General features: G+C 39.9%; 9 protein-coding genes. 5 read left to right on the top strand and 4 right to left on the bottom strand.

The genetic code is table 11. The features are described 5' to 3' along the window. Positions 1-467 precede the first annotated feature (467 nt). Positions 468-1,253, top strand: a complete 786-nt coding sequence (locus BCU91_RS00940) for a helix-turn-helix transcriptional regulator (RefSeq protein WP_102476974.1) — start codon at positions 468-470, stop codon at positions 1,251-1,253. Positions 1,254-1,635: 382 nt separating this feature from the next. Here the strand turns inward: BCU91_RS00940 and BCU91_RS00930 are convergent, their stop codons facing one another. Further along, on the bottom strand, positions 1,636-3,504 hold the full coding sequence (locus BCU91_RS00930; RefSeq protein ID WP_102530706.1) for a hypothetical protein: 1,869 nt from the start codon (positions 3,502-3,504) through the stop codon (positions 1,636-1,638). A gap of 616 nt (positions 3,505-4,120) precedes the next feature. Here BCU91_RS00930 and BCU91_RS00925 point away from each other — a divergent pair. Further along, positions 4,121-4,438, top strand: coding sequence for an ATP-binding cassette domain-containing protein (locus BCU91_RS00925; protein WP_347230774.1), 318 nt, complete (start codon positions 4,121-4,123; stop codon positions 4,436-4,438). A gap of 71 nt (positions 4,439-4,509) precedes the next feature. Here BCU91_RS00925 and BCU91_RS00920 read toward each other — a convergent pair whose 3' ends face one another. Both BCU91_RS00920 and BCU91_RS00915 read right to left on the bottom strand, forming a co-directional pair. Continuing rightward, positions 4,510-5,205, bottom strand: a complete 696-nt coding sequence (locus BCU91_RS00920; RefSeq protein WP_102530705.1) for a hypothetical protein — start codon at positions 5,203-5,205, stop codon at positions 4,510-4,512. Further along, positions 5,192-5,878: a hypothetical protein gene (locus BCU91_RS00915; protein ID WP_102530704.1), complete on the bottom strand. Its 687-nt coding sequence runs from the start codon at positions 5,876-5,878 to the stop codon at positions 5,192-5,194. Before BCU91_RS00915 ends, BCU91_RS00920 begins: the two co-directional genes overlap by 14 nt. Positions 5,879-6,789: 911 nt before the next feature. Here BCU91_RS00915 and BCU91_RS00910 point away from each other — a divergent pair. Next, positions 6,790-8,787 carry a hypothetical protein gene (locus BCU91_RS00910; protein ID WP_102530703.1) on the top strand — a complete coding sequence of 666 codons (1,998 nt, stop codon included), beginning with the start codon at positions 6,790-6,792 and terminating at the stop codon, positions 8,785-8,787. 806 nt (positions 8,788-9,593) lie between these two features. Here BCU91_RS00910 and BCU91_RS00905 read toward each other — a convergent pair. Beyond that, positions 9,594-10,391, bottom strand: a complete 798-nt coding sequence (locus BCU91_RS00905) for a helical backbone metal receptor (RefSeq protein WP_157936254.1) — start codon at positions 10,389-10,391, stop codon at positions 9,594-9,596. Between the two features lie 281 nt (positions 10,392-10,672). Here BCU91_RS00905 and BCU91_RS00900 point away from each other — a divergent pair, with 281 nt between their 5' ends. Further along, positions 10,673-11,554 carry an ABC transporter ATP-binding protein gene (locus BCU91_RS00900; RefSeq protein WP_102475818.1) on the top strand — a complete coding sequence of 294 codons (882 nt, stop codon included), beginning with the start codon at positions 10,673-10,675 and terminating at the stop codon, positions 11,552-11,554. Further along, positions 11,551-12,534, top strand: coding sequence for an ABC transporter permease (locus BCU91_RS00895; protein ID WP_102475819.1), 984 nt, complete (start codon positions 11,551-11,553; stop codon positions 12,532-12,534). The genes BCU91_RS00900 and BCU91_RS00895 overlap by 4 nt, the downstream gene beginning before the upstream one ends. Positions 12,535-12,568 lie beyond the last annotated feature (34 nt).

Genomic DNA, 12,568 nt, shown 5'->3' with positions numbered 1-12,568 from the left:
GAGCTCCTATTAACGTGTACTTCACTCGTATCTGTTTAGCTGTAGTAGCTCAGACTTGATCTGACAGTTACCCATTTTTTATGGTGTCTGTCAGTTTAGATTTGAGCTAGATTTTTATCTGCCCAAATCTGTTTCCCATCCAATAATGTTTCAAGTGGCGTTCGACCAGTACAGGGGGCTAAGTAAAGCTTTGTGTCTAAGGCTGCGGCTATCACTTTATGATTCGCAAACTCACGACAATTGCTGATCGTTGTCGTGTGCGCATAACGTTATGTTCTTCAAAACTGGCGAATATCAGAATGCATTGAAAGACATATTTTTATATAGATGTTTGATGTTTATTAGTAGTTTGTCACAAATTTAAATTTCTGGTTGTTTACGTTATGAGGTTTATCACTGAAGCTATCGTTGTAGATAAGTAATATTAACACTTACATATATAAGTAAAATCATTGGAAGTTTTGGGGATGAAACAATCAATAATAAGTAATAAAGTTACCATTGATTCTGCAATTGAACGGCGAGAGAGACTAGAATTAACACTAAATAACGAGGTAAGTCGTTTAGGTTTTATTGGGGGCACTTATATTCTCGATTTGGCAAGATCGGTGAAGATGCAAAACTCTCATATTGATGTTGATGCTGAAGTGTCGATTAGTAAACGTGAGAAACGACATAATTTTTTATATTCTAACTCAGCAATGCGTAAGATGAGAGCGGACTTTACCAAAAAAGCCATTAAAGTTGAGCCAAATATGAGCAAATTGAATGCTAGTGGCATTCAGATTTTTAGTTACGAAGAGGATACGGAGGCTTCACGACTGTGTCGTGATGTTTTAAGTAAGTATAACGTAAGAAGCCGCGTCTATTATCGTTACCAGAGTGAAAACTGTCCTTATCTTCATGGGCGATTTTTTTTCATGAGTGAATTTGAACCAACAGTATTAAAGACGTTTGCGGAGCAAAATTGGGAACAAATGCAGCAATTTATTTCTAATTTTCATAATATGGTACTGGGAAGTGAAGCAACATCAGAGATTAATCCTTTCACTGGTTTGGGGCTTATTTCGCGTAAAAGTCATAATGTGTTAAAAATGCTTGCAGAAGGTCATTCAAGAATTTCAATTTCAGAAACGCTGCACTTGACTGAGCGTGGTGTCGACTACCATGTCAATAAAATGAAAGCCTTATTTGAAGTTAAAAACAATTCGCAACTGGTAGCTGTTGCATTTAAATATAAAATTTTGTCATAAGGTCTAGTAGCTCAGATTTGATCTGACCGTTACCTCTTTTTTTATGGTGTCTGTCAGCTTAGATTTGAGCTAGATTTTTATCCACCCAAATCTGTTTCTCATCCAATAATGTTTCAAGTGGCGTTCGACTGATCAGTCACCGATAGATTTTGAAATCTCTTTTAGAAAAGTGTCCGGTTGGAGTTGACCAGAACAAGGCAATATGTAAAAAGGGAACGGACTTAAGAACCGTGTCAGATAGTGATATTGAGTTTGCGTTGTCGGGAATAAATTACTGACCCAAAAAGTGTTTAGGGTTCAAGCAGCCAGCTGTAATATTTAAAAATATGACATTGGCTGCTTGATATAGGCGAGTGTCGCACTTCACAGTTGAATTTGGGGATTATTTATCAAATGAACCGTTATCGTGACACGTCATGCATGAATATGGATCTGGGAATGTTTGTGACATGCTCCAGTCTGAATTCGCGCCACTAATAATACCTTTATCAGGGTAAGAGTTTGGGTTACCTGCTGAATCTCTAGGCATCACCGGGCTTCCATTATTGTAGAAGAAGATATCTTTTTCTTCATTAATAGCGTCAATGATACTCGGTACAGTACGCTTGCTGAACGCATCACCATGGAATTCAGGTGTTTTAGAGCTAGAGTGACACCAGAAACAGCGAGCGGTTGCACCATGACCTTCACTTGCACCATTAGTCCCGTGACAAGTTGAACAGAAGTAAGGCTGTGGAATGTCAAACCCATCGTTGGTGTTAACTGGCAGTGGTGCGCCATTCATGTGTCCATCTTCTGGGTTGTGACACAACATACAGTCAGCTTTGCCCCAGCCATAGTGAGATTCTGTTAGCATAGCATCAGAATTTGCATCTTTTGCAGAATTTAGGGTTTCTAAATTTGCCACTAGGCCATTGCTAAACTCGTATTCTTTGCCTAGATCATTGCCATTATATTCTTCCATACCCCATGCATTATAATGATTTGCATAAACCAGCATTCCGTATTCTTTTGGATAGCTCATCACCCACACATCAGTCATTAAGTGTAACTTATTGCCACCAAAAGCATATTGGAAGTCGTCTATACAATCTTCAGCTGGAAAAGCACTAACAGAAGCTGTTTTACCTTCTTTATCCCACAAACATGCAGGCAGTGGTCCATAGTCGGTGGCTACTTCTTTTTCGCCCATCATGTTAACCCAACCTTCACCTACTGACGATGTGATACCATTTACATGGTTAACTGAATACGAATTGACTGAAGCCCCTGTATCCAGTGTTGGCCAGTAGCTCAGTTTAAAGTCATATCCTTCATCGATTGCAGACATAAACCAATCTATACCTGTAATAACGCCTGGCTGAAAGACATCTGGACGCAGGTTATGGGCAGTTACTTTTAAATTTTGTACATAAGGGTAAGGATATGGCGTATTACCATCACGGACCAAAATTTCACTAATGACTTGACCATTTTCATCCAGACGTGCCATTTCTTTTTCCCACAGGTGTTGGCGTCTAACAGTGGTAACTTCATGGAAAGGCTGGAATCTGATGGCTAAATCATGCTGCGCCCACATTTCATCCATACGGTTGTAAGTCGCCTCACCATTTGGTTCACCAGTCGCACGTTGGAAATCTCCGGCACTAGTTTTAAAGCGGAAGAACCAATTAGGCGAGTTAACGAATTCATCACCATCATTGGTAAAGTCACCATCATTATTTGCGTCATAGGAGATGGAAAACTCGAAAGTGTTATAAGGAGACTCTTCTGCAGGTGTAACAGAGTCAAATTTAAGTTGAGGATCGCTATGCACTACATATCGTAATACATCGAATACACTGTATTGTCCTTCAACAAAAATATCTGGTCGAGAGGTATGCTGACCGTAACCATCAGGGTTTTCGGTAAGAAAAGCGACAACATCAGAAGAGTTAACTTCAAGGTAGTCAATCGGTGGGTTTTCTACCCCTGCTTTTTGCGCATCATAAAAACTAATTCGGCCGTCACCATCAAGATCTTCTGCCTGATCGCTGTTCATCCAAGTTTTAATTTTGTCGTCAAAGCGGCCTAAAGCGACATAATGAATTTTGTCAGCCACAGGTTGATGATTAACATCCATTACCACATATTTATCATTTTTATAGCCCTGTTCTGGTTCTGTTAGGTCAACCTTATCATTACTGTCACTGCCACAACCTACAAGCAAAAAAGACAAAGCCAAAGTGGTTGTTATTACATTAAGTTTCATTACTCATCTCCAGTATATTCTGAATCTATAGCAATATTTATTTACTGCTAAATTCATGATTGGATATTATTTTTATCCATTAATCACTCAGTCGAGTATGAATTCGAGCCGCAATAAAAACGCTATCAGTACTCATAGAAATAAAGATTTGTTGAGTAAAATCGGAGGTGGGTCACATAAAATAAACAGTTAAGCAACCGTGCCGGGCAGATGTTAACAATGCTGCTAAAGAGTTACATTGCCCTGTGTATATTTAAGGCTAATACTCTTTGATATTCGTTAATCCTATTACAGATATAGTGTGATTGGGAGACTCTGCATATCCATCACCTTAGTAACAGACCAACTTTGTGATATCCCTCAGTCAGTATAAGGTGCAGGGCGAGATCGCGAACGTTTTCAGAACTATTTATAGTGCTCTTTTAAATCCTGATTCTACTTACTAAATCTTTATTTGAGGTTAGTTAAAAGTGATTCTGTCTTTTGGTTGAATAGATTGTATGAAAACGCACAATATTGGCTATTGCGCTTTTTACAAGGCCTCACTATTCATTTAGCTGTCATTAAAATGTGTGTTTTAATTACCATAAATAGCTTCCGCGAGTAGCCTTGCAGCTTGGGGGATATTCGGCCCAGCCTATTTGGTAACTGCCGAGTCAAATGTCAACTACAGCAAGTTGCCAATCAACTTCATTTTACGCTTTCTGGGGGACAAAAGCAGCGGCTATTGCTGGCGTTGAGTTTAGTTAATGATCCCGCTTTGCTTTTTTTAGATGAGCCCACCACAGGGCTAGACCCCCAAGCAAGGTTACATTTTTGGCAGTTGGTTAGGGAGATAATAAAACAAGGGAAACCAGTTATTCTCACTACACATTATATGGATGAAGCAGAGCAGCTTTGCGATCAAATTGCCATCATGGATACACGCAAATGAGGCTTTAAATTATTCTTGATTTTGCGGACCTGCAGTAAGTGTTGCGCCCCTATCAAGTAGGGGCAATGATATTACTGAATTAAAAAGTTATTGTATGCTGAATGTATTAAGCTAGAGCAGTTGCTAGCACCTAGTAACTTCTTGAGTTTAAGTATGCGATAGTCGACACCTCGTGCGGACAAATGTGCTGCTTTGGCAATTGATTCACGGTCGTGTCCATTTGCCATCATATATAATATCGCAATATCAGCGCTTTTTATTAAACCATAGTCTAAAAACGGATTCAGGTTCTCCATACTACTTTGCAGTAACATGTAATGAATATCGGTTAGGTCTTTATATAAACGGCTAAATGCATTGGGGTCAGCAAGTTTATTATTAGTTTGCACCATGAAGTAGAAGCGCCCCACCCAATTGGGGTTCATCATGCAGGGTACTTCTACGGTTACTTTTTGCTGGTAGCCAAATTTAACAATATCGTCATTAGGTCCAACTTTAAACTGCGGCCAGTCACTGTAATCCCAAGTATGGTATTTACGCTTTAAAGAGACCTCTGTGTTGTGGTCTTTTTTTGCCCACTTTTTTCGTGATACTTTGCTGTATTTTATCGCATTAACTGAGCTAGCGAGAATATGAGTTCTACCAGCTACTTGATTAAGTTTAGAGAACCCTGAAGGTAGCATATTACTATTTATGTCTAAGACAAACATGGTGTCTGTAATATTATGAGTTCGTGAGAACTCGTTCAGAATGCTACTGACTTTCATGCTTAGCCTCCATTTCTGAAAAGTCCTTTAGTAGACCATATTGATTTACGTTATAAATTAACGCGGGTAAACTGTCTGCTTCAAACGTTATTTTGGCGATTTCTATATAATAATCGATGCCACGTACCGATAAATTTAATTTTGGCGCGATATCCTTTCTAGAGTAACCCACGGCCGTAAACTGTAATATATCGATTGTTTTACGATTAATTACGCCCATATTTATTAATGATTGTTTGATAAGTTTATGGCTATTATTGATTTTAATCGCTACTTGCAAAAGCTTTGATTTAATCAACTCAAGCTTGTCATTTAGAGCTGTAATACAGAGCTTGTTAGAATAAAAAACAAATTTTGCTGTTAATTTAGGCGCGAATAAAAAAGTGATATCAATGCTCATGTTCTCTTTATAGATGAGGTTTGCAACATCAAGCGTTGGAGTAGCAGAACGGCTAGGTGCACTTGTTTTATCAGCTTCCAAACTGACCCATTGGCAATGTTGTGCTTTGAATTGTTTGACAACATGCTTATCGCTAGCAACGACAAGGCTAGCAGCTTCACGAGTTGTGCGTAGATTAATTGGGTTATTCAAAAAAATATAGAGCACGCAAGCATTAACGCCTAGTTCATTAGACAGAGTAGACAAATCAGTGTCTATTATTGCTTTCATCATAGTGCTCCTCCTTTGTATAGTGAGCCGAAGCTACCCTTTGTAAATACCCTAATTAAGTGATTGCGAATTTTATGCATTTCCTTGTTTCCAGCAATAGCGATTGTGAATAAATGCGACATTGGGCAATACCTACTTTTAGATATGCGACATGGTTCAAGACAATAGTGCTGGATTCAAAAAATCTAACAAGCTTTCTTTGTTTTCTGTGAAAAACCACTAACAGGGATAAGTGTTACAGCATTGATGATGTGAGAAAGAGGCCATTAAGCTTGTTGATATTTGGCTGGATTGGCTATTTAAGTTGCTTTGTGCAGGACCCGTTGATTTACAAATGTAATTACGGCTAAAGGCTGACAAGGTTGTAATTAACTATGTAAATACCGAAACATCACTCTCAGAGCTAGTGTCTACTCAATTATTATCATTAAAACCTTAATATAAATGGATCTTGAGAGCTTATGATGTTGATAATTCTTCAAAACAACAATTAATCATTTATTCGCAAAACATGTGTTACCTTGCGTAAAACAGGCTGCTGAACAACATCATTAGTTAATCAAGTTTCCCCTTTATATAGAATCAATATGGACATGCTGTGTGGTGTAAAAAACGCACTCCTTTTTGATGTTACCTTTTCAAATTAGGCACTGTTTCTAACGTTTTATATGTTCAATATGCATTTTGTTGCAGTTGTTAGCGTAATGTTTGTGGTGATTTTTTTTGATTTTATTTATGAGTTAAAGTTGATTAAGTTAGTGAATTTAAATGTAATTGTGATGGGGTTCAAATCTAAATAAACAAAATCATTTTATTTACAAATGGTGTGATTGTTACTGTGAGAAGTCACTGTCCCTTAAGGCGTTGGGTAAGTCAATATGCCGCTTCAATATTTACATTGTAAAAGGGATGAGATGAAACATATAAAAACATCAGCAACATTATTAATGCTTGCAATGCTTGCCGCTTGTGGAAGTGATGACGCCAAAAGTTCTCCTGAAAATCCAGATATACCTGAGATTGTCGAGCCGCCTCAAACAGGTAGTCAAGTATTCGATAATGTTTGGGGGCCAGATATTAAGTGGCAGTTAGAAGGGCCGATCACTATTTATATCGGTAAAGAAATGGCTAGAACAGACTGGGTGGCACAGTCTGAAAGGCGACATGGTGATATAAAGCACGGTTATACCGTTCAGGCTGCAGATGTTCGTAAGTTGATCCCTAAGCCATTACGTGATGATATTTTCAATGATGGTCAAATTACCTTTGCTGAAGTATTGCTTTACGTTTCAGCGACACGTGATGACTTTCACGTTGAATACGAGTGGGGCGAGGACATTGGTGCTTACCGCTTTACGGTTTGGCATAACGAAGATGGCAGCAACATTGAATTTGATACTGATGGCAAGCCTGTAGGTGAAGGCGATCCAAACTGGGCCGCAAACTGGATCCCAGACACAGGTGAATTTAAAAGAGAAAACAAGTACACCAACTTCGGCGAAGCGGTTGGAACTCGCATGGAAATGACGGTACTTCAAGATAATTCTGGGGTGATGTTAGCTTCTCGAAGTGAAGCTTACACCTATCGCCGTGAAGAGATGCAGCGCACCCAAGTTGAACGCAGAAAGACTGATGAAGAAAAGTTTGGTGATAACCGTGCAACCTTCCCAAGAGTGATGGTACAGCCTGTTGGCGGTGAACAAATGGTCTTTAACGATGTGGTTGTTCGTCCACATAACCTGCGTCCTGATATCTATAAAAAAGACGTCATGATCACCATGGCTGATGTATTCATGAGTCTGCATGAGCAAGGCTTAGTTGAAATGGGCTTTTCTTACTGGGGACAAATTTCCACCGGTGCTAATATTCAACACTTTTTAGTTAACTCTGTTGATGGCGTGGTAAACCAAGCGCGTTTTGCCTACGCAATTGACGGTTATGAAACACGCTATACAAGTGATTGGAACCATAAGTACGGTCTAGGGAATATGGCAGATTCGAACTCAGCGCCACCTGCAACTTTTTGTGATGGCATTGGTCTTGATGGTCAAAAGACAGGCACTCCAAATGGTTTGGTTGACGAGGAATGTGCCGAATACTTTGGTAGCAAAGGCATTGAAATCGATTTGACTGATTGGCATGGCGATAAAAACCGTCACGTATTTCCTGACGTGTGGCCATTATACTACCCAACTGATAGCGTATTTGTTATGGCGCGTCAGTTGAAATTTGCTGCGCCAGAAAGCCACCGAGTGGGTGGTGATGATAAGTATCCAATTTACGATATTGACGAGGCAATTCGTCCATTATCTGAAGAGCATTTTGGCTGGGGCGTTGCCGATTGTGGTACTTGTCACTCGTTAGGTAGTATTCACTCTGATGGCGACCAAGGTAGTTTGGGGGTTAACCCAACGCCCGTTTATGTTATGGATCTAGCTAAAGGCGTACAGTCTTATGAAGTATTAGATGAAGCGGATCGCGCCGTGGCACCTTACCAATGTGCTCAATGTCATGGTAATAACGGTGCTCCAGCAGGTCATGGTGAAGTCGGTGTTTGTTTCTGGTGCCATGATAATGAGTTCCAACCTAAAAACCACGGTTCAGTAAATAAACTGTTCCCGAAAATGTACGAAGGTGGTAACTCTCCTGAAGATATGACCTTTCACCCAGCTAAACCAATCATTGATGTGCCATCAACCGATAGAGATGCTGTGAGCGTTGTTAGTGGTGAAATGTACGGTGATCCAAATTACTTATTGAACATATTACCTGAGTTGAAAGATCAAAACTTTGTTTATATGCACGGCTTATATAGCGATGATATGAAAGTTAGGGGTAATAGTGACTGGACCACAGATCCTGTTTACCCAGATCCATACTCGTGTATGACTTGTCACGTAAACCCAAAATAAGCTGTAATTAGTTAAATTCGATGCTAAAGGCCACTTGATTTCAAGTGGCCTTTTTTTTGAGTATGTTCCGTCCTGAGCTAAGCTGACAAAGGTTTGTCATAGCTGTGGGTAAAATCTGATTTTAAGCTTGTTGGAAAGCAGTTTTATATTTTAGTAAAGCGTGGACCCTGCAACTCTTTATCATGGTCATTTTACGGTCTAAAAAGCATTCATTTTAATTGATGGGTGTAGTAGTTAGGTTAAAGTTGAGCTGTTTTAGCTTTATTTAGGTTGTTAAGGTGTGTAAATGTTCAAGGTGTGCGTTTCAAATAGTTTAAGAGGTTTGAGGTGTTCAATTTAATGCAACTCAAGTTAAAACTAATACATTTTAAGGAGGTATTGGGTTATCCCTTTACTGTGATTTGAATCGTATTGATTGCTTTGGTTGTACGCCGTGTGTGATGAATGCCTCAGCATTCAAGTACCGTTTTATTTTCCAAAGCAGGCTTAGAAAAGTCATCTTTGCATGAATTCATTAAAGGTCGCACAGTGTCTTACATTTGATTAACTAAACCACCTTAGTTGTAGCTATTTAAGGTGGATACCTTAATAATTTAATGTTTATAAATGAGTTGCTTAATCAGCGTACTTAACGCACGCTAATGACCAAAGCTATTAGCTACATTTTCGCTTTGTTGCAAATATTTGATAACTTATTGCACTAAAGATTAAATTGCTGTTTGGTTTATTTATCGTTTTTTTGTAATTGGCTATTGCGCTTTTAACAAGGCCTCACTATTCATTTAGCGGTCATTAAAATTTGTGTTTTAATTACCATAAATAGCTTCCGCGAGTAGCCTTGCAGCTTGGGGGATATTCGGCCCAGCCTGTTTGGTCACTGCCGAGTCAATAAATCTGACAGCGTCTTTATTTACTGCGTTCACGCGATCAGCCTCTTCACGGGACTTGACCTCACTGATGGTGGTGGTGCCGCTACCCGCTTGTGGTCCTTCGAAGATTGGACCTGTAGCATCCGGCCACATCGGCAGCAAAATAACATCGGGGTTTTCTTGCACAACTTCTGGCCAGGTCACCATGGGCGCGATACCATCACGATCTGACAAAATGGCTTTAGCTCCAACCAATTCAATTAGTTCAGTCATGTATGAATGCTTTCCGGGCACGCATTTATATAAATAGTTAATTTCGTAATAGACCTTTGGAGATGGATGGTTACTGTATTGGGATGCGATCTTTCGTAGCTGACCCTGAATTGATTCGACCAAGGTAATGGCTTGTTTTTGATTATTTATTGTCTCCCCAAGCAAAATTATTTTGGTGTATACCTCTTCTAAGCTGGATTCCTCCATATGAATAACGGGTATTCCCAGTGCTTTTAGCTGTGCTTTTAACGTCAGTTGCAGTCCAGTAGCTGTGAGCACGAGATCTGGATTCAAGCGAGTGATATTGTCGATAGTGATATCAGTAAATCCACCAACAATGTCGATACGACTTTGTTCAACTCTTAAGGGGACTTCGGCAGGAAATCGAGCGTAACGAGTCACACCTACTAGGTTATCAATTGCCCCAATTTCAGCAACAGTATGGCTCCAATTGGGGGCCAAAGACACAATTCTGAGGGATTGTTCCTCTTGGCTAAAAACTGGCTGTATAGCTAAAAAAAGGACTAGCCCAAATAGTATTTTTATCGCGCGCATGTTAAATCTCAATATCAATGATGTTCAGGCATGATGGGGTGATTTTCGCTAAAAACAAGCACGTTAAAACAGCTTTGTGTGCAAGTACACAATTATGATTTGCTAAATCAAAGACTGTTAAAACCCCCAGTGTTTTTTTCCATTGCACTACAGATAATATATGTCTAATAATTTTTCTTGAGGTTGTATTGTCAGTATTATTAAGTGTTCGCGGCTTAACTCATCGATACGGTGATTTCACTGCGGTTAATAACATTAACTTAGATATTGAGGCTGGTCAGTGTTTTGGTTTACTGGGTCCTAATGGCGCCGGTAAGTCAACAACGCTTGAAATCCTTGAAGGTGTCTTGAAGCCAACTCAGGGTGACATACGCTATCGAGGCTTGCCAATCAAAAAGAATTTCAAACAAGAAATTGGAATTCAATTTCAGTCGACTACGCTACCGGATTATTTAACTGTTAAAGATTGCTTGAAACTTTTCGCAAGTTTTTACCAAAGCCATGCACCTATTTCCCATTTGATCGAGTTATGTCAACTACAGGAAGTTGCTAATCAGCTTCATTTTACGCTTTCTGGGGGACAAAAGCAGCGGCTATTGCTGGCGTTGAGTTTAGTTAATGATCCCGCTTTGCTTTTTTTAGATGAGCCCACCACCGGGCTAGACCCCCAGGCTAGGTTACATTTTTGGCAGTTGGTTAGGGAGATAATAAAACAAGGGAAAACAGTTATTCTCACTACACATTATATGGATGAAGCAGAGCAGCTTTGCGATCAAATTGCCATCATGGATAAAGGACAGTTTATCGCAGAAGGTTCACCTGAAGCGCTACTTAAAGATAATTTTTTTCCGCAAATTGTTGAACTCGATGGCGTTTACTGCGCTCAGGATTTTGACGGTTTACCAGTAAGAGTTAGTCATTGTTCTGGTCAAACAAGGGTAGAGTGTCATAGCTTTAATGATCTACTGCCAGCACTCGCTTCAGGTCACTCTACTAACGGCATGTCTGTGCGTAAGCCGCACCTTGAAGACCTTTTTCTAAAGTTAACTGGTAATGAGCTTCGTATATGAATGCATTATTTGCACTGATCAACGCCCGAAACCTTGAGTTTGTGCGTGACAAGTCTGCGCTAGGCTGGTCACTACTATTTCCAATTATCATTATTCTGGTTCTCGTACTGGTGTTCGATGATGATAACCCGACGCTTTATCAGCTTGGTGCCTATGGTGATAGTCCGCAGCTTGAGGCATTGTCGGAGTTAAAACATGTGGATGTTATTTATTACAATGACTTAGAGCAAGCAAAGCATAAAGTCTCTCGACATTTAATTGATGGTTTGATCAGTGGCGATAGTTATTGGGTCAACCCAGACAGTGCTAAAGGTTATATATTAGAGCAGGTTATTTTTAGCAAATCCCCTGAGTTAGAAAAGCAAACAATTGTTGGCAATGCCGTGCGTCATGTTGAGTGGCTACTGCCAGGTATTATCGGAATGAACATGATGTTTTCTGCGCTTTATGGCGTGGGTTATGTGGTGGTGCGGTATCGCAGAACCGGGGTGTTAAAGCGGTTGCAAGTAACCCCGTTAGCGGCGTGGCAGTTTTTGGCATCCCAACTCATTTCAAGACTTGGAGCGACAGTGGTTTCTGCTATCTTAGTCTTTTTGGTTATCGCGCTGATGTTCGATATTCGCTCTCAAGGTAATGTACTGCTTTTGGTGCTCAATACATTACTCGGTAGCGCAGCCATGATCAGTATCGGTTTGCTGGTGGCAAGTCGTACCCGCTCAGACGAGTTGTGTAATGGACTGCTTAATATTCTCTCATGGCCAATGATGTTTTTATCGGGGATTTGGTTTTCTTTAGAAGGCAGTAAACCCTGGGTTCGTTTTTTGGCTGATTGCTTACCGTTAACTCACATGAATGATGCTAATAGGGCGGTTATTATCGACGGCGCTGGATTATTCGATATTGGCAATCATCTGCTATATCTTGTGGCAACGATTTTGATATGTTTAGCGCTAGCTAGTCGCAGTTTCCGCTGGGATTGATTCAATGATAACGAGGTAGCTACTAATAATAGTA

Source organism: Shewanella sp. 10N.286.52.B9 (assembly GCF_002873635.1).
Lineage (GTDB): Bacteria > Pseudomonadota > Gammaproteobacteria > Enterobacterales > Shewanellaceae > Shewanella.
This window is presented reverse-complemented; position numbering and strand designations above follow the sequence as displayed.

Bases quoted from the DNA above. Each gene is read 5' to 3' on its own strand.
- BCU91_RS00895 (WP_102475819.1), top strand. From the start codon at position 11,551: ATGAATGCATTATTTGCACTGATCAACGCCCGAAACCTTGAGTTTGTG.
- BCU91_RS00915 (WP_102530704.1), bottom strand. From the start codon at position 5,878: ATGATGAAAGCAATAATAGACACTGATTTGTCTACTCTGTCTAATGAA.
- BCU91_RS00930 (WP_102530706.1), bottom strand. From the start codon at position 3,504: ATGAAACTTAATGTAATAACAACCACTTTGGCTTTGTCTTTTTTGCTT.
- BCU91_RS00940 (WP_102476974.1), top strand. From the start codon at position 468: ATGAAACAATCAATAATAAGTAATAAAGTTACCATTGATTCTGCAATT.
- BCU91_RS00920 (WP_102530705.1), bottom strand. From the start codon at position 5,205: ATGAAAGTCAGTAGCATTCTGAACGAGTTCTCACGAACTCATAATATT.
- BCU91_RS00910 (WP_102530703.1), top strand. From the start codon at position 6,790: ATGAAACATATAAAAACATCAGCAACATTATTAATGCTTGCAATGCTT.